This is a genomic window from Bacillus sp. DB-2 (assembly GCF_003315125.1).
In the GTDB taxonomy this organism is placed as follows: Bacteria; Bacillota; Bacilli; order Bacillales; family Bacillaceae_G; genus Bacillus_A; species Bacillus_A mycoides.
This window is the reverse complement of the sequence record NZ_QNRN01000016.1, coordinates 33,227-58,023: the sequence shown is the minus strand read 5'-3', so window position 1 is coordinate 58,023 and position 24,797 is coordinate 33,227. Positions and strand designations below refer to the sequence as shown.

The 24,797-nt window shown below is 33.4% G+C and carries 26 protein-coding genes and 1 pseudogene; 10 read left to right on the top strand and 17 right to left on the bottom strand.

The window, feature by feature from the left end:
• Window positions 1-504: 504 nt before the first annotated feature.
• Window positions 505-1,716, bottom strand: a complete 1,212-nt coding sequence (gene cls, locus DET63_RS24085) for a cardiolipin synthase (RefSeq protein ID WP_113938077.1) — start codon at window positions 1,714-1,716, stop codon at window positions 505-507.
• 116 nt (window positions 1,717-1,832) lie between these two features.
• On the opposite strand from cls, the gene DET63_RS24080 reads away from it, so the two are divergent.
• Complete coding sequence (locus DET63_RS24080; RefSeq protein ID WP_113938076.1) at window positions 1,833-2,771, top strand: esterase/lipase family protein; 939 nt, start codon at window positions 1,833-1,835, stop codon at window positions 2,769-2,771.
• A 44-nt stretch (window positions 2,772-2,815) separates the two neighbouring features.
• On the opposite strand, the gene DET63_RS24075 is transcribed toward DET63_RS24080, so the two are convergent.
• The 5 genes from DET63_RS24075 to DET63_RS24055 form a co-directional block, all read right to left on the bottom strand.
• The gene (locus tag DET63_RS24075; protein ID WP_113938075.1) at window positions 2,816-3,961 is read right to left on the bottom strand and encodes an ABC transporter permease; all 1,146 of its coding nucleotides are present in this window, start codon (window positions 3,959-3,961) and stop codon (window positions 2,816-2,818) included.
• A gap of 1 nt (window position 3,962) precedes the next feature.
• Window positions 3,963-5,072, bottom strand: coding sequence for an ABC transporter permease (locus DET63_RS24070; RefSeq protein WP_113938074.1), 1,110 nt, complete (start codon window positions 5,070-5,072; stop codon window positions 3,963-3,965).
• 37 nt (window positions 5,073-5,109) lie between these two features.
• Window positions 5,110-6,048 carry an ABC transporter ATP-binding protein gene (locus tag DET63_RS24065; RefSeq protein WP_002148977.1) on the bottom strand — a complete coding sequence of 313 codons (939 nt, stop codon included), beginning with the start codon at window positions 6,046-6,048 and terminating at the stop codon, window positions 5,110-5,112.
• A 287-nt stretch (window positions 6,049-6,335) separates the two neighbouring features.
• The gene (locus tag DET63_RS24060) at window positions 6,336-7,436 is read right to left on the bottom strand and encodes a sensor histidine kinase (RefSeq protein ID WP_078203058.1); all 1,101 of its coding nucleotides are present in this window, start codon (window positions 7,434-7,436) and stop codon (window positions 6,336-6,338) included.
• Between the two features lie 4 nt (window positions 7,437-7,440).
• Window positions 7,441-8,079, bottom strand: a complete 639-nt coding sequence (locus tag DET63_RS24055; protein ID WP_002012250.1) for a response regulator transcription factor — start codon at window positions 8,077-8,079, stop codon at window positions 7,441-7,443.
• 219 nt (window positions 8,080-8,298) lie between these two features.
• On the opposite strand from DET63_RS24055, the gene DET63_RS24045 reads away from it, so the two are divergent.
• The 4 genes from DET63_RS24045 to exsE are packed head-to-tail and all read left to right on the top strand — an operon-like array spanning window position 8,299 to window position 11,300.
• On the top strand, window positions 8,299-8,844 hold the full coding sequence (locus DET63_RS24045; protein WP_307897080.1) for an RNA polymerase sigma factor: 546 nt from the start codon (window positions 8,299-8,301) through the stop codon (window positions 8,842-8,844).
• Window positions 8,841-9,284 (top strand): hypothetical protein, encoded by a 444-nt coding sequence (locus DET63_RS24040; protein WP_002086380.1) that lies wholly within the window; start codon window positions 8,841-8,843, stop codon window positions 9,282-9,284. The genes DET63_RS24045 and DET63_RS24040 overlap by 4 nt, the downstream gene beginning before the upstream one ends.
• Window positions 9,277-10,347 (top strand): hypothetical protein, encoded by a 1,071-nt coding sequence (locus tag DET63_RS24035; RefSeq protein ID WP_113938072.1) that lies wholly within the window; start codon window positions 9,277-9,279, stop codon window positions 10,345-10,347. Before DET63_RS24040 ends, DET63_RS24035 begins: the two co-directional genes overlap by 8 nt.
• Window positions 10,344-11,300, top strand: coding sequence for an exosporium protein ExsE (exsE, locus tag DET63_RS24030; protein ID WP_002141220.1), 957 nt, complete (start codon window positions 10,344-10,346; stop codon window positions 11,298-11,300). The genes DET63_RS24035 and exsE overlap by 4 nt, the downstream gene beginning before the upstream one ends.
• A gap of 30 nt (window positions 11,301-11,330) precedes the next feature.
• Here exsE and DET63_RS24025 read toward each other — a convergent pair whose 3' ends face one another.
• A complete protein-coding gene (locus DET63_RS24025; protein WP_002086386.1) occupies window positions 11,331-12,578 on the bottom strand; it encodes a DUF445 domain-containing protein in 1,248 nt (415 codons plus the stop codon).
• Between the two features lie 157 nt (window positions 12,579-12,735).
• A complete protein-coding gene (locus tag DET63_RS24020) occupies window positions 12,736-14,076 on the bottom strand; it encodes a D-serine ammonia-lyase (protein ID WP_113938071.1) in 1,341 nt (446 codons plus the stop codon).
• Window positions 14,077-14,225: 149 nt separating this feature from the next.
• On the opposite strand from DET63_RS24020, the gene DET63_RS24015 reads away from it, so the two are divergent.
• Window positions 14,226-14,771, top strand: a complete 546-nt coding sequence (locus DET63_RS24015) for a helix-turn-helix domain-containing protein (protein ID WP_002012259.1) — start codon at window positions 14,226-14,228, stop codon at window positions 14,769-14,771.
• Between the two features lie 48 nt (window positions 14,772-14,819).
• On the opposite strand, the gene DET63_RS24010 is transcribed toward DET63_RS24015, so the two are convergent.
• The 6 genes from DET63_RS24010 to DET63_RS23985 form a co-directional block, all read right to left on the bottom strand.
• The gene (locus DET63_RS24010) at window positions 14,820-15,503 is read right to left on the bottom strand and encodes a prolipoprotein diacylglyceryl transferase family protein (RefSeq protein WP_002086390.1); all 684 of its coding nucleotides are present in this window, start codon (window positions 15,501-15,503) and stop codon (window positions 14,820-14,822) included.
• Window positions 15,504-15,517: 14 nt separating this feature from the next.
• The gene (locus tag DET63_RS24005; RefSeq protein WP_002031090.1) at window positions 15,518-16,072 is read right to left on the bottom strand and encodes a TlpA family protein disulfide reductase; all 555 of its coding nucleotides are present in this window, start codon (window positions 16,070-16,072) and stop codon (window positions 15,518-15,520) included.
• 18 nt (window positions 16,073-16,090) lie between these two features.
• Window positions 16,091-16,804: a cytochrome c-type biogenesis protein CcdA gene (ccdA, locus tag DET63_RS24000; RefSeq protein ID WP_113938070.1), complete on the bottom strand. Its 714-nt coding sequence runs from the start codon at window positions 16,802-16,804 to the stop codon at window positions 16,091-16,093.
• 54 nt (window positions 16,805-16,858) lie between these two features.
• Complete coding sequence (locus tag DET63_RS23995; protein WP_113938069.1) at window positions 16,859-17,671, bottom strand: M56 family metallopeptidase; 813 nt, start codon at window positions 17,669-17,671, stop codon at window positions 16,859-16,861.
• 1 nt (window position 17,672) lies between these two features.
• The gene (locus tag DET63_RS23990) at window positions 17,673-18,089 is read right to left on the bottom strand and encodes a BlaI/MecI/CopY family transcriptional regulator (RefSeq protein ID WP_002031086.1); all 417 of its coding nucleotides are present in this window, start codon (window positions 18,087-18,089) and stop codon (window positions 17,673-17,675) included.
• A gap of 125 nt (window positions 18,090-18,214) precedes the next feature.
• The gene (locus DET63_RS23985) at window positions 18,215-18,613 is read right to left on the bottom strand and encodes a DUF3942 family protein (RefSeq protein ID WP_002031084.1); all 399 of its coding nucleotides are present in this window, start codon (window positions 18,611-18,613) and stop codon (window positions 18,215-18,217) included.
• A 524-nt stretch (window positions 18,614-19,137) separates the two neighbouring features.
• Between DET63_RS23985 and DET63_RS23980 the strand changes: the two genes are divergently transcribed.
• On the top strand, window positions 19,138-19,836 hold the full coding sequence (locus DET63_RS23980; protein ID WP_002064712.1) for a peptidase E: 699 nt from the start codon (window positions 19,138-19,140) through the stop codon (window positions 19,834-19,836).
• 53 nt (window positions 19,837-19,889) lie between these two features.
• Here the strand turns inward: DET63_RS23980 and DET63_RS23975 are convergent, their stop codons facing one another.
• Both DET63_RS23975 and DET63_RS23970 read right to left on the bottom strand, forming a co-directional pair.
• Window positions 19,890-21,299: an MATE family efflux transporter gene (locus tag DET63_RS23975; protein ID WP_113938068.1), complete on the bottom strand. Its 1,410-nt coding sequence runs from the start codon at window positions 21,297-21,299 to the stop codon at window positions 19,890-19,892.
• Between the two features lie 99 nt (window positions 21,300-21,398).
• The gene (locus DET63_RS23970; protein WP_113938067.1) at window positions 21,399-22,163 is read right to left on the bottom strand and encodes a DUF2087 domain-containing protein; all 765 of its coding nucleotides are present in this window, start codon (window positions 22,161-22,163) and stop codon (window positions 21,399-21,401) included.
• Between the two features lie 223 nt (window positions 22,164-22,386).
• Between DET63_RS23970 and DET63_RS23965 the strand changes: the two are divergent.
• A pseudogene (locus DET63_RS23965) lies at window positions 22,387-23,164 on the top strand (MBL fold metallo-hydrolase).
• A gap of 37 nt (window positions 23,165-23,201) precedes the next feature.
• On the opposite strand, the gene DET63_RS23960 reads toward DET63_RS23965, so the two are convergent.
• Window positions 23,202-23,393, bottom strand: a complete 192-nt coding sequence (locus tag DET63_RS23960) for a hypothetical protein (protein ID WP_113938066.1) — start codon at window positions 23,391-23,393, stop codon at window positions 23,202-23,204.
• Between the two features lie 132 nt (window positions 23,394-23,525).
• Here DET63_RS23960 and DET63_RS23955 point away from each other — a divergent pair, with 132 nt between their 5' ends.
• Both DET63_RS23955 and DET63_RS23950 read left to right on the top strand, forming a co-directional pair.
• Window positions 23,526-23,945, top strand: a complete 420-nt coding sequence (locus tag DET63_RS23955) for a PH domain-containing protein (protein ID WP_113938065.1) — start codon at window positions 23,526-23,528, stop codon at window positions 23,943-23,945.
• 124 nt (window positions 23,946-24,069) lie between these two features.
• Window positions 24,070-24,690, top strand: a complete 621-nt coding sequence (locus tag DET63_RS23950; RefSeq protein ID WP_113938064.1) for a hypothetical protein — start codon at window positions 24,070-24,072, stop codon at window positions 24,688-24,690.
• The last annotated feature ends 107 nt before the right edge of the window (window positions 24,691-24,797 follow it).

Genomic DNA, 24,797 nt, shown 5'->3' with positions numbered 1-24,797 from the left:
ATTCTTATAGTTTGATGCTCAACTGATTCTTTTAGTACTGCCAAATATTAATTTTATCGCTATATCATATTTTTTTAATTTTCCATTAAATATTTTTTCAAAAAAGCTACAGTAAACTATATAATAACCGAGTAAACTAGAAGTAAGATTCCTAAATGTACTTTATCTTCTCAGATCCATCACCTCTTATCAATAAAATAAATATCTGGCTATAGCACCCTAGCCATTGTATTCAATATAAACTGGCTTTTCATCACACAATGATTATGACGTACTCTTTCCAACTGCAGCTACATTACTCTGTCACATTGAGTTAATCCCTCTAATCTACATATAAAAGACCTCCATACAATACCTACATATTTATTAAATCATCCAGCAACAAGCCTTCTTTTTGAACTTACTACGAAGCTTCTCGAACCTGTGCTATACTCATTCTTTTCACAGCTGTACAAGTGTATAAGAGGACTTCCTTTTATAAACATATCCTTGCGCATAGAACCCTCACAAATAAAAATCAACCAATCCCGCAAATCTCTCCTTACAACGCTCCCAAAAAGATAACTTCTCAAAAAACTCTTTCGTCATTTCTTTCGAGTCATGAAAATCTTGTGTTAACGCTTCATTCACTTCTGATACGATAGATCCACCATGAATATACAAATTCATTTCATCATTAATATAGAAGCTACGTGCAGTTATGTTCGTTGTACCGATAACAGTTAGTTCATTATCAATCAGCATTAACTTTCCATGAAACATCCCTTTTTTATAACCATATACCGTAATCCCGTTATTAACAGCTTGACGAATATAAGGATACGCTGCCTCTTTAATAAGAGGAATATCTGGTTTATATGACCATAGTATTTTTACTGTAACACCACGTTTTTGCGCTCCAATTAAAGCATTCATTAATTCTTTATTTTTCGCTATAAAATAAGGTGTTGTAATTACAATTGAATGTTTCGCTTGTTTTATTAACCTTATATATTTTTCAGCGACATGATGTCCATTGTAGCTAACCATCGTATGTAATGTATTCCCTTTACTCGCTTTATTCGTACTTCTTTTTATATGTTCTTTCGTATCTCGTTTCCAATCTAAAGCGAATTGCTCTTCCAAATCTTTTGCTCCTTCTCCTCTAAGCCGCACATGATAGTCACGCCAATATCCAAATCGCTTATCTTTCCCTAAGTACTCATCCCCCATATTAAAGCCACCCGTATAGCCAATCTCCCCATCAATCGTCGTAATACGACGATGATTACGATGGTGAAGTGAATAAAATCCGAATGGCAATTCAGGTTTTCTACTATATGTAAAATGTACACCACTTTCCCGCAATTCATTTTTCATCTTTCTTTCAAATGATAAATCATTAATGCGATCAACTGATAAATAGACGTTTACTCCTTCTTTCGCCTTCTCCTTTAATAAGTTTAAAAAAGTATGGCTACTTTTATCATCCGATAAAATATAAAAATAAGTGTAAATAGATTGCTTTGCTTCACTTATATCAGTAAATAACTGTTTATAAAACGACTTCCCTTCTACATATAATTGAAAGTCACTATAATGAGGTGCATACTCTGTCGGCATATTTTTCCCGGCTTCCATTTTCCTTCCGAGCGTAACGTCAATATGCATCCAAATTAAAATAACAACGAAAATAGCAATAATAATAGAAGTGACTCGCAATATTTTTTTAATCATTTTGATTTCCTTCCACTCATATTACTTACTATTTCGTAGTGTTTCATTAAAATAAATTTTCATTCAAAATGCATTTCCTACTTTTTGGATGTTACAAAGTTAAAGGAGAGCAGAATATGAAAATAAGAAAAACTCCTATTATTTTTATCCCAGGTCTTTTCGGTTCAATGAGTAATATTATTATTCCTGGTACCGGTAATTGGAACTTTGGGCTTTCTTCGTTTATTTATGAACCATTCATTATAATGTTAGAAAGTATCGGCTATGAACGAAATAAAAACTTGTTTATCTGTTTTTATGACTGGCGTCAGCGTATTGCTTTTTCCACTCAAAAATATTTATTAAAAACAATTGCCTATGTTAAAAAATTTACAGGGTGCGACAAACTAAATTTAGTTTGTCATAGTATGGGTGGACTTCTTGCACGTTCTTACGTTCAAAGTGAAGAATATGAAAATGATGTGGAGCAACTTATTATACTCTGTACACCAAACGCTGGATCTCCCCCCAATTATAGTTATTGGACTGGAGGTACTCTCCCAGTACATACATCTTCTAAAATAAATATCGTTCATTTTTATATGGAACAATACATTCACTACGTAAGCACCTTACACAAAATGAATAAAGTTGAAGCGATACACCGTTACTTTCCAGGATTACAAGATGTTATTCCTTGTAAAGATTACGGAAATTATTTATTTATAAGATCCGGCTCTTCTATTACATTTCTTCCTTATAACAAGATGAAAACGAAAAATCCTTTCCTCGATACATTAAATGCAAATAGATTTATTATAGAGAAAAGAAATATTGAAACTACACTCATTGCAGGAGATGGAGTAGAAACGATTCAATATTTACAAGTCGTCCCTTCACATTCAAAATTAGAATGGACAGACGGAAAAGTCGTCGGTGATATACTTACAAAACATGGTGATGGTAACGCTGTTCTACATAGCGTTTTTCTTCTAGAGGGAAATAAATATGTTGTGCATGCTTCACATAACGAAGTGCTCTACAAAAGCATTCCTATATTACAAAAGATACTTTAAATTACGAATACAAAAAAGGTGTGGCATTGCGCCACACCTTTTCATTAAATGAAGTTCCTTGCATCATTATTTCTTCCAAACTTATAAATCGCAATTAAGAAGAACGCTATCGCAAAGGCGAATAAGATTAGAATATTTAAATACAACTCTGAAAACGGAATTCCTTGCTGCAACTTCGAAATCGTGTCCATTAGCCAGCGTTGCGGTAAAAAATCAGCTATTTTTTGTACTGTTTTCGGCATAATATCATATGGAAAATAACATCCCGCTAATAAACATGTCGGTACAATAACAACATTTTGCATCGCATTTGAAGCAGTTGAACTTTTTGAAAAAGACACAATGACTAATGATAAACCAATTGCGATTAAAGCAAATATCATGAGTACACCAATCATAACTGTGAAAGGCATATTTATATTCGTATGAAAAACATTCGTCATAAATAATACTGCAATTACAATTTGTAATGTTAATATAATCATATTCACCGCGACATTAGATAATATAAATTTCTTTCCATCTATCGGTGTCGATAATAACCTAAAATACGTTCTGTTCTCTTTTTCTTTTAATATAAATCCTGATAAGTTCATCGCTGAAAATAGCATAAACATAATAAGATAACCAATCGTTTGATTTGTCATATCCTTATTTTTCGAAGTATCTTCAAGTGTCTCTGCTTTTACTTTAAATGAACTTTTTTGATAACCAGCGTACATACTATTAAACGTACTTTGATCCGCCCCTGCCACTTTACTAATCGCAGCGATGTTATCAACATAGTTATATAAATACGATTTTATAAATCCTGTTACTTGATCGCCTTTAATCGATGAAATCTCAATATGACTCGGTTTCCCTTCTCGAACACTTTCAGAAAAACCAGACTGTAATGTAATAACACCATCAAGTTTTTTTGAAGTGAGTTTATCCTCCACTTCAGATTCCTTAATTTTACTAACATTTACATGATTGAGTCCTTCTAAAAATTTCACTGTATCATTTGCGATAGGTTGATTTTCTTTATTTATAACCCCAATATTTAACGTTCCTTGCCCTACATTCCCATATATCGAAAAGGAAATGAGCGTTCCTATTATCGGCAAGCTAATAATAATGAGTAACCCCTTTTTATTTTTCAGAAGCACAGATAACGTTTTTTGTATGAGCCATAAAATATCTTTCATACTATAGCCCCTCCCGTCTACGTAATGCAATAATCGCAATTAATAAGAAGATTGCTGAAATCCCAAGATTTAAAGATATTACCGGCAGTGCCGCTCCTACATCATTTGCATAAATAATTTTCATAATAGCTGTGTTTGCCCACGTTAATGGTGATAAATTCGTAACGGAATTTTCTTCCACTACGAAATACGCACCACCAAAAATAGACGCTAATTGCACAACAACCATAATAATTGCTCTAGATGCCTCACCTGTTTTTGTAATAAATCCGATTCCTAAACCGAAGCTAATTGCTAGAAAGACTTCTGTTAGTAAAATAATAAATATGATTCCAAGATGGTCGCCCCAATTCGCTTGAAAAACAAATTTACTAAATAAAACGACGAGTAATAGACAAAGTGCATTCGCTACAAGACTACCGAGCACTTTCCCAATGAAAATTTCAGCCTTACTTATAGGTGCTGCAATTAAACGATCTCCTGTTTTACGTATTCGTTCTCCTCGAATTAAAAAACTCGCCCCCATTGCAGCGTACAGTGCAATCATCGTCGTCATTACAACCGCATAGTAATCCATAGAACCTGGTTTTTTAGCAGCTTGTAAAGATGTTTCTTTAATATAATCATTATGATTTCCGTTTGAAATAACTGCGCTAACCTTACTCGGATCTACTTTTGCAACTTCGGCCACTACGTTGTACTTATCAACAAACGTTGTAAGCATGCCTTCCACAATACTTCCCTCAATACTACTTTTGTCACTTCCGTAAAATTTTGCACCATCTTTATTTAACTCTACATAAGCAGCATATTTATTTTGCTTCACTTCTTCTTTCCCATCTATACCTTCGGAAGCCTTTTTAAAATGAATACCTGATTTATCGACTTCTTTTGTAAATGCTTCAAATGATTGAGAAAACGTGCTACTCGCTTCATCTTTATATAGCACTTGTATATCCTTAAACGATTGACTATCGCTATTAAATGCGTTACTTAACGCTGTTCCTAATACAAGCATAAGCACAATCGGAAATGCCAACATAAAAACTAAGGTTCTTACGTCCCTGAAATCTCTTTTAATGTGCATAACTGCAATATTGAAGATGTTCAATCGATGAACCTCCCTTTACTTTTTCTTCATTTACCTTTTATTTATCTCGTAAGTTTCTTCCGGTCAACGTAAGGAATACAGTTTCTAAGTTCGGAGCCTGCTCCTCTAACGAACGAATTTCAATGTCATGATTAATAAAGTGTTGAATAATTTTATTTAAATTATTTAATCCTGCATCAGAATTTACTTTGATTACGTTCTCTTCAATTTGAACAGCTTTCACACCGTTTATCTCTTTTAATTTTTCAACGTCTAGATTTTCTACTGACTTCACTTCAATCCAAATGTCTTTCGTATCGGTAATAATCGCTTTTAACTGTTCTTTCGTTCCTTCTGCAATTACTTTACCGTGATCGACAATTGCTATTTTCGTACAAATCTCTTCTACTTCTTCCATGTAGTGACTCGTATAAATAATCGTACTTCCCATTTCATTTAATTTTCGGACAGACTGGAGAATGTAGTTTCTTGACTGCGGATCAATTCCAACTGTCGGTTCATCCATAATAATTAACTTCGGTCTATGAGCGATTGCACAAGCGATATTCAGTCTTCGTTTCATCCCGCCAGAAAAGTTTTTCGGATAACTTTTATGTTTATCACTAAGGCCTACAAATTGAAGTGCTTCCTCTACTCTCGCTTTTAGCTCGGCTCCTCGTAATCCATACAATCCAGCAAAGAATTTCACATTTTCATAGGCAGTTAACTCTTCATAAATCGCAATATCTTGCGGAACGATACCAATATTCATTTTCGCAAATCGATTATGTTTCTTTATATTTTTTCCTAGTATGCTAATTTCACCTTCATTACTTCTTAACAAACCAGCAATCATATTAATCGTTGTACTCTTACCAGCACCATTCGAACCTAAAAAGCCAAATATTTCTCCTTCTTTAATAGATAAAGACATATTATCTACCGCGATGAAATCACCAAATTTTTTCGTTAAATTTTTAATTTCCAATGTGTTCATCATTTCACCCCTATTTCGGTTTCTCTGCTTTTATCCCGCATCAACGGTCAGTAAGACTCCCACCTCAAAATTCAGCTGGTGCAATGAAGTTAGGTGGGAGATCAACTGCCCGTAAAAATGCCCGATTGGTTCAACTAACAATCAGCGGGGAAAAACACCCCCCACTGATTGAAGTTTCACTTTATTATAAACAAAAAGAATGAACCTGCTCAGTGCAGAAGTTCACTCTTTTCACATGAGATTATTCACTTTTTTCATATGAGATGATTCATCCTCGTCTCATCCTCTTATATCGGCAATAACATTGTTACTGAAAAACCACTTGTTCCATCTACAATAATTTTTCCGTTTACTGATGCTGTTCGCTCCTCCATCCCCATAATACCGAGGCCCTTCTTAACAAGAGCTGCACCTTTACCATTATCCTTCACTTGTACTTTCACCATCTTGTTCAGTACATGAATATCTATTGAAATGACTGTCGCATCAGCATATTTCATCGCGTTTGTTAGTGCCTCCATAACATTTTCACCAATAATCTTCCACTGAATTGGTGAAATCATATCTAAGTTCCCTTTATATACGAATGGAATATTTATATCATGCTTACCAGCAAATTCCTCTATGAATAATTTCATACGATGAATACCAATTTGCTCTGTTGGTGGCTTCATATTTTTTAATGTAATCCGAATGCTTTCAATTCCATCTTTTGAAATATGAATGGCATTTTGTAATAATTCCGCAGATTTTTCTTTATCTATTTCCATTAATCTCTTTGCTGCTTCCATTTGAATTAGTGCACCTGTCATTGAGTGACCGATTTTATCATGAATTTCTTGAGATAGTCGATTTCTTTCCTCTAATTTAAATGTGTATTCAGATTGCCTTATGTAATCTTTATTTTCATTTAAGCTTTTCGTAAGTCTTTGTATGTCTTTTCTCATTTTATCATTTTGCATTTCTAGTTTTAATAATCGTGCTATATAGCGGTGAGCTATCGTTAAGGAAAAAAAACAAAATGCACTAATAAGTCCATACGTCATTTGAATACCTTCACCTATAAAAATAATAGGAAGAATCATAATGAAAAAGATTAACCATTTCTTTTTTATGTAATAATTTGCAATTTCATATAAGTTCAAAGGTAAAAACAAAATAAAAAACGGATGAACCTTCCATGTAAATAACATAACTACGCCAATTGACACACAAGTTAATATGTTTTTGTACGTATCTTTTTTAAATATAGAGATCAACACATTGACAGAAAGATATAAAAGCAAAGTAAGTATAATCCACGGTAAGTTCGTAACATTTAAATGAATGTAGCTAAACACTATATATAAAAAGACAATAAGTTTACTTACAGTTAACCAAAATTCCATAACATTAATCTACTTTCCCTGTTAAGTAATAAATCGCAATTTGCGTGCGATGTTCTAGTCCGGTTTTCCCTAAAACTGATGTAATATAATTTGCAATCGTTCCTTCAGATATGAAAAGTTGCTTCGAAATTTCTTTATTTGAGAAACCTTTCGCAATTAATGCGATAATACTAAGCTCTCTTTCTGTGAAAAGGCTCTTATCAATTTTAGATTCTTCCTCTTTACTTTCCATTAAATTAGACTTAATTTTATCAAGCACTACATCTTGCATAACAGTTTGACCGTTATAAACTCCTTTTATCGCATCACGAATACGCTCCGGATCATTATTTTTTAATAAATAACCTTTCGCTCCGTTTTTTACTGCGTCCAAAATATATTCATCATCATCAAATGTCGTTAAAATGAGAGGCTTCGTTTTTGTCTCTTCACAAATTAACTTCGTCGCCTCTACCCCGTTCATGTTTGGCATACGAACATCTAAAAGCGCAATATCAACTTCATACTTTTTACAATACGCTACAGCTTCTTTTCCATCATTTACAGTATCTAATACTTCAAACTCTTCATATGTATTTAAAATAATTTTCATACCTTCTCTAATAAAAGAATTATCGTCCGCTATTAATATTTTAATTTTCATGTTTGTTAGTATGGACCTTATCCTACTAACATTCACATCCTTTCTCCATGTAGCAGTTCCTCTTTGCTCATTATATACTTCTCTTTACCATTTTTTCACACCTTTTTCATATAGCCCTCCTGCTAAAAATATATTATTCTTTTTTTATAACATGTGTAGGGTGACTTATCATTTCTTACGTCTATATAATAGAATGCGTCAAAAAGGAGGGAGAGACCGATTGAGGAAAAACAATTAGTTGCAAAAGCACAGCAAGGAAGCGAACATGCTTTTCGTATCCTTGTACAAACATATCGTCATTATATTTTTCAAGTTATCTTTTCCATTTTAAGACATGAAGAAGATGCTAAAGATGTTACACAAGAAGTATTCGTAAAAATTCACGCCTCTCTCCCAAATTATCAATTTCGCGGATTAAAAACGTGGATGGCACGTATTGCCACCAATCACGCTATTGATTATAAGAGAAAAAAAGCTAGAGAAAACGAAGAACTCTCCTTATGTAAAGAAACTGCGGAAAATATAAAATCCTCTCATAATATCGAGGCATTATTATTGACGAAAGAGCAAAAATTACTCATTGCTCAAAAACTGCGAGAACTTCCCGACAATTACCGTGACGTCGTTCTCGCACATTACTTAGAAGAAAAAAGTTATCAAGAAATTGCTTTGCAAGAAAATATTGAAGTGAAAACAGTCGAAATGAAACTGTATCGGGCAAGAAAATGGATTAAAAAACATTGGAAGGAGGAAGAGTTTCTATGATGCATTATTCAAAAGAAGATTGGCGCAATTATACATTAGATGTTATATCAAACAATGAACGTGAATCTATGGAAGAACATCTTTATGAATGTGATCATTGTTTAGCACTTTATATGGAAAGTATTGATGAACAACATGAAAACCTTCCAATGATAAATGATGATTCATTTACGAACGAAGTTATGACGCAAATTAATTTTGAAACACTACAATCTAATGAAAATATAAAAACAAACTCACTAAAGCGCACAATTATTCACTACATAATTGCGACTGCGGCTACAATTATTTTTATGGTAAGTGGTTTATTCCAGTATATTTTCACAGCGACATCAAATTTCGAGAAATCTTCAAAACATAACGAGTCTTCTATCTCACAACAAATTGTAAACAAATCGGTAGACACATCAAAAAAGGACGGAGGTTCAAAGCATGAATAAAAATCCCTTTTTAGCACTTGTGTTAGGGCTAATTCCTGGGCTTGGACATTTATATTTAAAGAAATTTGGACGATTTATTTTATATAGCGGCGGGGCTTTATTTCTATTTATCCTTGCAGCATTTTGTACAATAGCATTAGGAGCGCGTGATATTGCTTTTCTTTCTCTATTTTTACTAGTCGTGTTATGGGCGATCAATTTATTAGACTTAGTTATCACTATTATTAATCAATCGAAAAAACAAGCAGCCGGAGAATTTATAGAGTCCTCTAAAGAAAGCGAACGATTTTATATCATTCTTCTATCAATCATTCCTGGGCTTGGTCATTTTCAATTAGGACTTATGCAACGCGGACTTACATTTTTAGTCGCTTGCACAGGAATCGGAAGTATGATTATATTCGTTGCACTCTTAACATCTCAAGGAAGTTTCCTTATCTTTCTTATTACATTACCTGTTTTATGGATTTATAATTTCTTCGATGTTGTTCAACAACTACAGAAAAAAGAACGCGGCGAGCAATTAGTGGATCGTACTATTTTTGAAGAATTTGAAGAGCACCGAGAACAAGGAAAGAAAAATAAAACATTCGCTTCCATTTTAGCAATGTTTCCTGGAGCAGGACATATGTATTTAGGCTTACAGCGCCGTGGCCTTCAGCTTATGGCAGCCTTTTTACTATCTATTTATTTGCTCGACTTATTAAGACTTTCTGCGTTTTTATTTTTAGTACCAATCATTTGGTTCTATAGCTTTTTTGATGCGTTACAGCAAACTGCAAAATACGGAAAAGAACGTGTAAATGACGAACCTATCATTGACTATTTTATCAATCATCAAAGATGGATCGGTATTGGGTTAATTACACTCGGTGGTTATTATTTATTAGATCAAACAGTCCTTCCTATTTTGAATGACTATTTTGCAACTATATTTAATATTCATCTTAGCGAACTATATTATCGCTATTTCCAAACATCTATCGTTGCTCTCCTTTTAATTGGTGGCGGCTTTAAATTGTTACTTGGAAATAAAGAAAACAAAGGTGGTACAAACGAATGAGAACATGGCGCGTTGGAACATTCTCAATGGGGCTCTCCATTATTACATTAGGTTGCTTTTTACTATTTTCAGTCGTAAAAGGAGTTCAAGCATTAGATACATTAACAGCCTGGTGGCCTGTTTTACTTATCATACTTGGCGCTGAAATTTTACTATACCTTCTATTTTCTAAGAAGGAACATTCATTTATTAAATATGATATTTTTAGTATTTTCTTTATCGGAGTTTTAGGAAGTGTTGGAATTGCTTTTTACTGCTTATTATCAACTGGATTGCTAGAAGAAGTTCGTCATTCTATTAACACAACTAGACAAACGAGTAATATTCCAGACGGACAACTTGATATACCTGAATCTATCAAAAAAATCGTAGTGGATGCGGGGCATCACCCTCTAACGATAGAGGGTGATAATACAAATCAAATTCATCTTTTTGGAACATATGAAATGACGACAAAAACAAATGAAAAACCTAATTTAAAAAGAGATGATTTCCTTTCAGTTCAAACGGCTGGAGAAACGATGTATATAACGTTAAAACCATTACCGGTTCAGCATACGTTTTTTAACTTCGCACCACAGGTGAAACAAACACTCGTTCTTCCGCAAAATAAAAATGTAGAGATCCGCGCTTCGAATAACGAACTATCTCTTTATCCAGGTCAATTACAAAATAATTGGTTTGTACAAAACAGTTCAAACGTATCTGTTCATTTAACTAAAGAAAGTGATGTTTCTTTAACAGCCGTAACAAATCAAAAAGAAACTCACGGAAACACACCTTGGGAACAAGTAGAAGATTTAGCGAAAAAAGAAAATAATTCTTCAGAAGAAAATCCAGAATTAAATGGGCAAGAACATTGGTATAAAAACTCGATAAAAACAGGAAATGGAACGTACAAATTAAATATTGAGAAAGCTTATAATTTAAATATGAGCGTTATCGAAAAATAAGAAACCTTCCACAATTGTGGAAGGTTTTTCTCATATAATCGCTTTTATTCCTTCTAAAATTAATCCAATCATAAAACCACAAACAGCCCCGTTCACACGAATCCACTGCAAATCTTTACCGACATTATTTTCAATCATTTCGATTAATGTTTTATCATCTAACTTATCAAGGTTTTCTTGCACAAGCTTTCCAATTTTCGAATGATTCTTTTCAACAATAGTAACAACTTGTTTTTGTAACCAATCTTCTATTTTTTGAACAGTCAATTCGTCTTCTTTTATTTTATTCATTTGTGTTTGTAAGAATGGAACAACATATTTATCAGCAAATTCTTCATTCTTCACAAAAGTAACTGCCCTACTCTGTACTTGCTCTAGCATCTCTTTTATTTTGTCAGTAGCATCCCAATTTGCAATCCATTTTTCTTTCCACTTCTCTAATTCCTGTAATAAAGATTCATTTTCTTTTACATTTATAATCTCTTGACGAATTTTCGCTAATATAAGTTGCCTTGTGCTATTATCTGCATCTTGTAAGCTGTTAATATTGCTAATGATAAACTTCTGCAAAATGCCGCCGATTTTATCCTCATCAACAATATTCATAAACGATTTCAAAGTAAACTGTAGGAATCCATCTACTTTTATGTTTTCCATCGCCTTCATGCCTAAGCTTCCGAGCTGATAACGTGCTTCATCTTGAGCTGTCCAATCTTTCACTTTTACTAATATGTAATCAAGTGTTTTTTCATCATATTCTTGCACTACTAATTGATCCACGAGAACTTGTAATATGTTACTTGTATTAATTGTATGCAAATACGTTTTTAATTCTTTTTCAATAATAACTGCTAATTTTTCCGTATCTATTTGAAGAATCGCTTTCTCAGCAATTGTTACAATTCCTTTTTTCACAGCGTCAGACTGTAACTCTTTCTCAGCAATTTGCAGTACCATTTGTGCTAGCTGCATTTCTTTTACTTTACTTGTAATACTTTCTTTCGTCAGCCATTCATTTTCTAACGTAGAAACGAGTCCCTTTGTTACCCGCTTACGATTTTTTGGTAATAATGCTGTATGTGGAATTGGAATTCCCAACGGATGACGGAATAAAGCTGTAACCGCAAACCAATCCGCAAGTCCACCAACTAACCCAGCTTCAAATCCCCCTTGTATAATCTCCCCAGCTACCGTTCCTTGAAAAGGGATTGAAGCCGCAAAACCTACGCCCATAACCCCAAGCGAAATACCCGCTATATATTTAGTCTGTAATGACATCGTATACACATCCTCTTATTATGTAAAATAAAGCTGTTTTGTTATATTTAATCGATATGAATAATCCTTTATAACTATACTATAAAGAACTAATGTGAAAATAACAAAGATTTTTATGTACATGAAAAAATGAGGCTTTAAATCGCCTCATTCTTCCTTACTCTGCTTTCGTTAATTCCGAACCTTTTTTATAATAACCACTCATCACGTCTTCCGGAACCATACTCCCACCAGTTCCCCACACAATATGAGTACCTTTCTTCACCTTCTCTGTTAAATGTTGTTTTTGTAAATACTCATTTTCAGCTTTACATACATTCAACGGCCCTATCATACCCGCTAATGCAGAAGGCTCTAAATAAATATTTTCAGTATCAGCCAGTTCTTTTAATAATCTATATAACTCTTCATCACTTACTGTGTAATTTCCACTCAAAAATGGTTCCATCGTTTTACCGACAAATCCAGATGGTCTTCCTACCGCAAGTCCATCCGCATCGGTTACATTATCAATTCCGATATCTTGAACGGAAATTTTATCGTGAAGCCCTGTCATTAAACCGAGTAACATACATGGAGAGTGCGTAGGCTCAGCAAAGAAACAATGCACATTGTCTTTGTACAATAACTTTAAGCCGAATGCTACTCCGCCGGGTCCACCACCTACCCCGCACGGAAGATAAACGAATAAAGGGTGTTCTTCATCTACTACAATCTCTAACTCTTCTAATTGTTTTTGTAAACGTGACGCCGCTACTGCGTATCCTAAAAATAAATCATGTGAGTTTTCATCATCAACAAAATAACAGCTAGGATCTGCATCTGCTTGCAGTCTTCCTTCTTCTACTGCTTTACTATAATCAGCTTCATATTCAATAACGTTTACACCTTTACTTCTTAATAAATCTTTTTTCCATTCTTTTGCGTCTGCCGACATATGAACAGTCACATTAAAACCTAATTTCGCACTCATAATACCGATGCTAAGCCCTAAATTGCCAGTAGAACCTACTGCAATTGAATACTTCGCAAAAAAACCTCTAAATCTATCATTATCTAAAATTGAATAATCATCTTTCTCTGTTAACATTCCATGCTGAAGTGCCAGTCGCTCTGCATGTTTCAGCACTTCGTATATTCCGCCTCTAGCTTTTATTGATCCTGATATCGGAAGCCCACTATCACATTTTAATAGTAATTCCCCTAAAATAGGTTGCCCATAACTTTTCTCTAAAGATTGTTTCATAGAAGAGATTTTCACTAAAGGTGATTCTATAATACCGCCTGTTTCTTTCGTTTCAGGAAATACTTTCGCAATATATGGTGCAAAACGCTTTAATCTCTCTTCCGCGTCTTTTACATGTTCTTCATTAAGTGGCGAATTTTTTATTGCTGTTTCATACTTTTCCATATTCGGGTTTATCCAAAATACTTCTTCTGTTGCGATTAAGTTATTTACTAGTGGATATTGCTCTTTTAATGCCTCTATCTCCTTCATTCCTCTTCCTCCTCATATCCTTGTAGCTAGCCATATAATAAATTATAATTAAATTAATTTTAATATAGTTTAACATAAATAATTCATTTTAGTTAATTTCAATTTAATTTATTTAAATATAATTTAATAATTATTAAGGAGCATTTATTATGGAAAATATAGATATTGGTAAAAAGATTGAAAAACAAAGAAAAGAAAAAGGATTAACTAGTAAAGAATTAGCAAAGATGGCCGAAATCACACCATCAATGCTTAGTCAAATTGAACGTGGTTCTGCTAACCCTTCTATTCAAACATTAAAGGTACTTGCAAAAGCTCTTGATGTTCCAACATTTAGTTTTTTACTTGAAGAAAATAATACAGACGATTTAATTGTACGTTCTCATAAAAGAAAAAAAATGATTATCGATAATTTATCATATGAATTGTTATCACCTGATTTCACAGGAAATTTAGCAACAGCAATTATGACTATCCCACCAAATACTGCTTCATCAGAAAATGTTCTAGAGCATAAAGGTGAAGAATTAGCATTTGTATTAGACGGAAAAATCACATTGCACTTAAATGAAGAAGAATACACATTAGAAACTGGTGATAGCGTAAAAATACCAGCTTATTTAAAACATAAATGGGTAAATCAATTCGAGAAAAATGCGATTGTTTTATTTTCTGTTACTCCGCCGATTTTTTAATTCATATGATGATACAAAAATAGCCATGCTCTCCGTGCATGGCTACTTTTATTTTTTTGGTACTAACAAAATCCCTAAACTAATAACAAAAAAACTGAGTATTTGCTGTATTGAAAGACCAAATAGAACTGAATTTTGTTCACTAATAAGTGAAATAATGATATGAGCAATTCCCTCGCAAATTAGAAAAAAGCTTATATTCTTTCCATTTCCTAATCTTTCATTTTTAATCCATAACGAGCCAATTATACCGAGTGCGAGTATAATCTCATACATGAAAATAGGATGATACAAAAATTTTGATTCATATATTTTCATCCCCCACGGCAGTGTCGTTTGTGCACCTACTTCTTGATGGAATATAAAATAAAAGATTATACTCACGCAAAATCCAAAAGGTAATGTATCAAGTAAAATCCGAAGAGAAAATTGCTCTTTTTTACTTTTCCAAACAATATATATACTCGCAATTACGCACCCTACTATAATATGCTGAATACTTCCTACAGCTAATAATGCTGGCATTGGCGCCCCAATGGCCCATACCGGATTTAAAATTGCCGGTGCGAATTTCCATACTAATACAATGATAAGAAAGCCATTCGTTACTGCATCCATCATTTTTTCATATTGAATATTTTGCTTTTTCATCCTTAGTTTCATTAGAGTAAATCCAAATAAACTTCCTATTATAAGAGAAACAGGTTGTAACCTCACCATCCACTCCATCACTATGAAATCCCCTCTTAATTCTCAATTATTTTCTTAAACTTCTCTTCTAATTGATCTGGAGGTAATACACCTCGTGCATGATCTACAATAATTCCATCTTTATTAACAAAAAATGTCGTTGGTAAAGAAAATACTTTATAATCTATTCCAGCTACTCCGTCCATATCTAATAGAACAGGAAATTTAAATCCGTGACGATCTGCAAATGCGCTCGCTTCTTGTACTGGATCCCCGATTGTTGCATTTACCGCAAAGATTTCAACATCCTCCTTATATTTATCATACAAACGAACTAGATCAGGAGCCTCCATTTCACATGGACCACACCATGATGCCCAAAAATTAATAACATATGGTTTTCCCTTTGCATCATTTAACGAATAAAGCTTCCCATCTAATCCTTTTAATGTTATGTTCGGCGCTTTAAATCCCACTTGTGGTAATACTTCCTTCTCTTGTAACTCCGCTTGTTTCGCTTTTCTTTCTTTTTCTTCTTTCTTAGTATTATAAAAGTTAACTCCTGCCCAAATTAGTGCCCCAGCTAGTATAATAGCAATTAGTTTCTTCACTTTTCTTCCTCCTCATTTCTAAAATCCCGTAAATCCGCCGAATAGACGAATAAAGAACGCTGTAATTTTCGTCATTTGATTTGTATATAATAAAACCCCTGTTAAAATCATCATTCCACCGCCGATTTTCATCATGACATTGGCATAAGTAACAATCCATTTTACCTTTCCAATAAAAAATGCCATCATGAAAAACGGAACTGCAAAGCCAAGAGTATATGCCGTAATATAAAGAAGCGCACTTTCAGGATTGGTCGCCCCGAGCATAAGCACTGCAGAAAATATCGGACCAACACACGGTGTCCATCCTGCTGCATATGTCATGCCGACCAAAATTGAGCGAATATATCCTGTCGATTTACTTCTATACTGCACTTTTTTCTCTGCCATAAGCCACTTAGGCTGAAACAATCCAGTCATAAATAACCCCATCAAAACAATAAAAACCCCACCAATTTGCTGAATCAATCTTTGATTAGATGAAAAAGTAATCCCAATCCAACTCACCGATAAACCTAACGCATAAAATATAACCGAGAAACCGATCATAAAAAATACTGTATGTATAATCGCTGACTTTTGCATAATCCCACGATTTTCTTTTAAATCTTGAATAGACACACCTGTAATATACGACAAATAAGATGGATATAGCGGTAAAGAACATGGTGATATAAATGAAAGTATCCCAGCCCCTACTACTAGCCAAATTGTTAAATCCGCCGCATTCATTTTATCCCTCCTAAACACACTACAATGCGTAGTGTTAATTATTAAAAAAAGAGGCTATATGCACTCTCCGACAATAAGTACAATCGACATACAAAATAGCCCTAACGTTACATATACTGAATTTGTATGTAATGGCATATTCAGCTTAACAACTTTCTCATTCAACACTTGCTCAATTCGTAAATTAATTGCGGTTTTCGCAAACGACGCTGTAATACATTGATTTTCCATCGTCTTTATTTTAATTAACTTTAATAATGCACTACCTAGCTCAAATGAAGATTTCATTTTTTGCATCGCATATTTATCTGCTGATAGCTCTTGATATACATGATAACGCTGCAACATCTCTTTTAATATAGGAATATACATCATTCCCTCAGCTAACAATGTAAAGAAAAATAACTTTAATGGATCTCGATTTTTTTGATGATATTCCTCATGTAATACAATCGCATCAATTTCTTCCTCAGAAAATGCCTGAAACATTCCTTCTGAAATGACAATTTTCGGTCGAAATAATCCAATTGTAAATGCCGTAATCTGTAACGTTGATAATACGTACACTTGCTTTCCTTTTCTAGTAATAGACACGAGATTTCTTTTCAATCTTTTACTATAAAAAAATTGCTTCCAAATTCTTTTACTCATAATGATTACAGTAAATAACAGTAATCCGGCTATCATTATACGAAGTATTGATAGTTCCCTCATATGTTTTTGTAATTCAAATAAACAAAATTGAGAAAGGAAAAATGCTTTATTTTGAAAAAGAAATGGGTATGTAACGTAGTATACTAACATGCTTAAAAAAAGCACACTAATAGTCACTGCTAACAAAACGATTTTACGCATTTGCCACTTCATTTTATCGGTCCTCTTTTTTTAGCCGACTTAATTTCTCTTCTAATTTTTTTATTAAAGATGGATCAGCTTGTTCTAACTCATCTATCATATGGTTCACAACAAGATCTCCAAATTCACCCATTAATTCCTGTGTCATTTTCTTCGTTTGATTAGATAAAAATTCTTCCTTCGTTTGTGTAGTACGATACATACCACTTCTTTTCACAATATGCTTTTCTAAATGTGCTTTCTCTACTAATCTGTTCATAACTGTCATTACAGTATTAAAATTCACCGGGGATTCTTCACTTAATCTCTGTTGCACATCTTTAATGGTAATACCCTCAGTAGCCCAAACAATTTCCATTATTTTCGCTTCAAGCGGTCCGAAAAAGTGATTTAACCCTTGCTCATTTAACTTGTAGTTTTGAGTAAACATCGTATGGCCCCTTTCACACTACAGATTGTAGTATAAAATATATAGAAGGTCAAACATAAATGATATTAACTGATACTTAAATGAATCCTAATCTCCACTAATTAGTTATCTGTACCACGTTCGATTCATTGTAAACCTAACTTCTCTCCAAATGTATCATAGAGATAATATTCTAATATTTGCACACTAAATTTCTCATTACGCCCAAGTGCAAATAATTCCCGATCTTTAGCTACGATAGTATCTAATGGAATCACCACATTATCCACTATTTTTGTAATTTCAATTATATTACTTTCTACGTTTACTTCTGTTTTAAATTCAATATTTTCTAATACTATATGTGAACGTCTTCCTGATGCAAAAAAAGTAAAGTTAGGGTTTTTAAAAATTCCAATTTCACTCTCTAACGGATATAAATATTTATAAATTATATCTCTGTGTCCATCTTTTATTATTTTTTCATCTTTTTCATCATCTAAATATTCTTTCACCTTCGCTGCGAACTCAAATCGAAAATCCACTCTTTCACGCTCCCTCTTTTTAGTCTACGCTAATAAATATATTAATATAATTTAACTATATTATAAAATAAGTTCCTATAAAAAGTAAAAAACACTTTTGTAAAACTTTTGGTATTCCCTGTACTTTTTAAATATAAATACTCCTTCAACATTCATTAGTACGTCGTTATATTCATTTAAACATATTGTTCCCATATTTTGAAACAATATTTTCCAGTATTATATATCAATAAAGTGAAACTTTAATCAATGGGGGGTGTTCATCCCCCATTGATTATTAGCCCACACCAATCGGGCGTTTACGGGCAGCAGGGCTCCCACCTAACTGCTTTGCTCCAGTTGAATTTTGAGGCGGGAGTTTACTGCCCGCAAATAGCGGGATAAACTATCCACAGCTATCGACTCCTTATGCTATTTCAATATATTGTTCACTTTATTTCCCCTTATTCATTAAATCACAGAAGGAATGTAACTCCCCACTATCGAATTTTTACATAACAAATATTATTAGGTGGTGCTTTACTATGAAATTAGCTGTCATTGGTGGCGGTGATTTACAAGATCCAAATCACTTGCATATTAATGAACGACTTATAGAATTAACGAATAAACAATACCCAAAAGTATTATTCATTCCTACAGCTAGTCGTGATGATGAAGGATATATAAAGTTATTTTTAGAAACATTTGAAAAGCAATTACATTGTGAGGTTCAAATTTTACGCATTTCAACCGAAACACCTACTAAATATGAAATAGATGAGATGATTCATTCTGCCGATTTAATTTACCTTGGCGGTGGAAATTACGTTCACATGCTTGAACAATGGAAAGAACATAAACTAGATGAAAAGTTACTATTTGCTTTAAAACGTGGAACACTTATTGCAGGATATAGTGCCGGTGCTATGTGCTGGTTCACATCTAGCATTCGTTCAGATTATGAAGGTTCCGGTTATATAGAAAGTAGTGGCTGGGGTATTGTTAATAAAAGATTTTGCCCCCATTACAATCAATTAAATAGAATGAATGCCTTCCATACGTTTTTACAAACTCACCAAGGTAATATAGAAGGTATTGCATTAGAAGATAATTGCGCTTTATATATTACAGAAGGTTCATTTGAAATTATCGGTGAGCCAGATACAGCTTGGGAGTTTTATATGAATAATGGAGAACTCATTAGACAACATTTTGACATAACTTTAAAAAGTTATTTATAAGCATTCATAAAAAAATGTCCCTAAGTATAATGACTTAGGGACATTTTCATCTTTTAACTCACTAATCGTGTAATTCGTTTCTTCTGCCATGAAAGCTTATAATATGCATACTGTAATATTAAGCTAACGATGAATGCAGCTGGATACCCAATCCATATCCCTTCTATTCCAAGGCTCGTATGGTAAGAAAGATAATACGCCACAGGTACTTCAACAAGCCAAATTGATACAACACTGATTACAGTTGGCCATAGTACAGTACCACTTGCTCGCATTGTCGCACTAATAATTTGTGCATGACCGAAAATTAAGTAGCTCCATAATGTAATCATGATTAGACTATGAGCAATGTCAATTGTATTTTGACTTGTTAAAAATAGTGCTAAAATATCTCTTGAGAACAAGTAAATAAGAGATATTAATACACCACCAATGATATAATTCATAATAATTCCGGCCTTAACAACTTTCTGCAATCGATCAAATTGGTTCGCACCAATTGATTGCGCTGCAAAAATTGATACTGTAATACCGAGGCTAACCGCTGGCATTTGTACATAACTTGCAACTTGGTTCACAACGCCATACGCCGCTGTTGCATCTGATCCATAGCGATTCACAAATGCGATTACCGCAATTTCTGATAATGAAACTAATATCATATTAATACTCGCTGGAATACCAAGTCGTAATAATAACTTTAATAACTCCCAGTCCATACGAAGATATTTTCTTACTGTAACGTCTAATTGCAGTGGATGATTTTTCTTCTTTAAATACACTAGCATGACAATAAACGTAATAACTGTAGATATAACTGAAGCATAGGCTGCTCCGTAAACATCTAATTTCGGAGCTCCTAACCAGCCAAAAATAAGAATTGGTAATAAGATCATATTTAGCGCTGTACTTACGATTAAAAAGTAAAATGGCGTTTTAGAATCTCCTGTACCTCTCATAAATGTTGTGTATGCAAAATATAAAAATAATACTGGCATAGATATAAATAAAATTCTTGCATAATGCACACTTATTTCAATAATGTTTTCTGGCGTTCCCATAAGGCGCATAATATCCATCGCAAAAATACTACCTAGTATCGCCAACACGACTCCGATAATAAAAGTAAACGTAAGCGTCGTACCAACGATAGCTTTTAAGCGCTCCTCATTTTTAGCACCAAATGCCTGACCAATTAAAATTGAACTACCAGAACCAATTCCAATTACAAATGAAACGAGTAGGAAAAATAACGGGAAAAATGCCGATATAGCTGCTAGATCATTTACGCCAAGCCATCTTCCTACTACTACCATTCCAAATAACTGTCCAACTGATTGTAATACATTACTTAAAAGTAACGGCACTAAAAACATGGACATCGATTTCCATATCGGCTTATGTTCTGTTTCTGACTTCTGTGACTCTACACCTTCTTTATTGTTATCTGTAGGTGGTTTCAAATTTCATTTCTCCTTTTACTAAAAATCTGTTTTTCAACTTCTATCTCTTTGTATAGTTGTTATAACGATGTGCTTCCATTCATTTTCTTTTCCGTATTATTATAACTTCACCCAATATTGGCTTCCATCAGCTGTTCTATCTAAAAAACCATATTCGATTAAATATCTTCTCAAAGTTACAAAATCCGGATATATATTTTCTAAAACTGTATTTACTTCTTTTTCAGTATACTTTTTATTACTATCGAATTTCTTCACTAAATGACGTAATATAATTAATTTACGCTTTTGCTTTTTCGGAAATTTAGAAAGCGGTCCATCCAAACCTTCTGTAAAATGCGCTGTTAAAACTTCAGCATTTTCTTCCTCTGTAATATTGTATCGATCATCCACCATCGTAGCTGTTCTATGAATCGGTACAAATTTAGTTTGAACTTTTGATTTTTCTTCTGACAATTCCATTAACGCTAAAAATACTTTCGCTTGCTTCATTTTCTCGCGCAATGTAAATCGATGATTGCGAATCGTCGATGTGCTCCCGCCATCCATTTCTTTTACAATCTCTTTATCGTTAAGTCCCATATGGAAAAACTGAACCATTTTCTTTTGCAAATCAGTTAAGCCTGTAAACTTTTTATCAAGATTTAATAAATATTCAAACATAGATGTATGCTCATTTTGAATATGCAACTGTACAAACTTCTCTGCTTCATACAAAACTTGATTTTCTTGATAAATAACCCCTTTAATAAACGTTTCTCCACAAGCTAAACAAACGTACTCCTCTGCTTCCTTGTCAAATACATACCCTTTCTTCAATTCCTCTATCGACGCATCCCAAAACTTCTCTGAAATATCACTCATACTAAACACTCCTTTAAAAGGTTTACTTAAAAACAAACAAATTACAATAACGTTTATTACCACTTCACCATCTTAGCATAACACAAACAAACATTTCAACATTCCGTTTACCCATTTTATAAACTTTCACAAAAAAATCTATTAAATAAATTAAAAAAGAACTTAAAACAACGAAAAGCGAATGTATTTAATAAATGAATTACTATAGGATGTGAAACAAAACATGACTATTCTGCACGACCCTTGGTTTACTGTTAAACAAATCGCTCGAAATACATATGCGATTAGTGAATATGGGCATTGGGAGAAAGTACATTCCTTTCTACTTATAGGCGATACTACCGCACTTCTTATTGATACTGGACTAGGTATCGATAATATAAAGCGTATAACTGACAAACTTACCAATTATCGTTGTCACAACACACGTTCATTGGGATCATATCGGTAGTCACGCACAATATGAAAAACTCTATGTACATGCTTTAGAAGAAGATTGGCTCATTAACGGTATAAAAGGGCTTCCTATCTCTCAAATCCGGAAAGACATCGCTCGTGATATTACTTTACCTACCCCTAAAACATTTCAACCTGAAACATTCAAACCATTTCAAGGAACACCAACAAAATTACTAAAAGATGGAGATATTATTGATATCGGAAATAGGAAAGCTCAAATTATACATACTCCAGGTCACTCACCAGGGCATATTTGCATATACGATTATGAAACTGCGTTTTTATTTACAGGAGATTTACTTTATGAAGGCATGATTTTTGCATTTTATCCGTCGACAAACCCTGTAGACTTAGTTCAGTCTCTAAACAAAATTACAAACTTCTCTCCTATTAAACAAATTTACGGTTCACATCATACACTTGGTCTTTCTCCTACTATATTGAAAGAAGTAAAATACGCTATTCAATATTTAAGTGATAACAACCTCGTTCAACATGGAACCGGCATTCACTCATTCCAAAACTTCAGCATTCAATTTTAACTACAAAAAAGGTGTTTCCACATATAGAAACACCTTTTTACCTTTTATATATTTTATAAACAATTTCCACTAAAACTTTACTCGCTTGTACAAGTACATGTTTTCGCTTTCCATCCTCAACGAATCTATTTGAGCAGCCACTCATAATCATCATACAACTAATTATGACTAGCACTACACTTCTATTCTTGTTAGTCACTTTATGCCACTCCACTACTAAAAACTTCATTTAAATTTATCCTATCAAAAAATTTTACACGAATAATAAACCGAAAGAATATGCAATTCTGCATATTCTCACGTTTTATTACGATGTTATGATTTAATTTAGTTAATGAACACGTATAACGAGGTGACTAACTTGAAGTTTAAAGCGAAAAAAAATCCATTTCATGTCATTTTCATTACATTATTTATAATTATTTTTTTCATTTCGCTATTCTTCCAAAATGAAAATTCTATTTTTTTCACTCTTATGATGCTGTTAAATATCGTGAATCTCTCTTCATTCTATTTCTCTCACTACAACATAACGGAATCTTCTCTTATTGTAAAACACGGTTTCATATTACGTACTGAAATTCCATTTGAAAATATCCGTCACATTAAATACTCTGGCAAAACACTCCGTTCAGAAAAATGGACTAGGCAGCAATTAGAAATTGATTATAATTTATTTGACTCTGTGACAACTTTCGTACCACAAGAAGAAGAAAAATTCATTTCACTCTTAAAAGAGAACTGCCCACATATGAAAGTAATGAATCGAACACCCCACTAATATTAATAGTGAGGTAACGTTATATTAAAGCCTCTTCAATACATTTACTTATTTTTATCATAATGTCCATACCCCTACCTTTCTCTTACATACATTGTTAATAATGATGAAAGGAGGAACCGCAATGGAGAATACAAATAGCAAACCCTTTGTAAACATTGAGCAAGGTGTATTTACCTCTCAAAAACTTCAAGTAGCTATGGATCAAGCTTTTCGAGTTCCTGTATTTTTAAGTACTGTAAATACACTTAATCAAATACAACAGCAATTTTTAGACAGACTCCTTTTTGAACTGGAGCAAGCTCTTCTTTTTCCTCGCACAATTCCACGAAGCGATCAATATCCTGAATCACCTTTAACAAGCATAAGAAGAATGATTTTATCAAGTTATGGCCTCGTGGCTGTAGATTTTCAGCGTTTTTTTGTACAAGGCGTGAAAACAAATGTGGGTCCATTTTTACCAGACACACCATTTTGGGAAGGGACTCCTTTTTCTCAAATCGAGCCAGCTATGGGGTACCAATACGGACTCCCCCTCCTACTAATTCGTGAAACGGGAACCGATGTAAGTAGAGGGATTTGGCAAATAGGAAATGCACCATTCTTAATTTTAGACTGGAATTCCGACACACAATCTATAGATTCATTTTTTAGTAGTGTTTCATGGAGACAATTTTTTGCGAATTGGACTGGTCATGTAAGAAATGGATATTATCTACAAACAGAACCTGCGTTTAAATATTAATTGCTTACTCTGGCTAACTCAATTCTAAGTTAGCCTATTTTTATTCCATAAAGGTAGCTCTATCTTTCTATTACAAACGATACGAACATACACTATTTCTAAAAAGT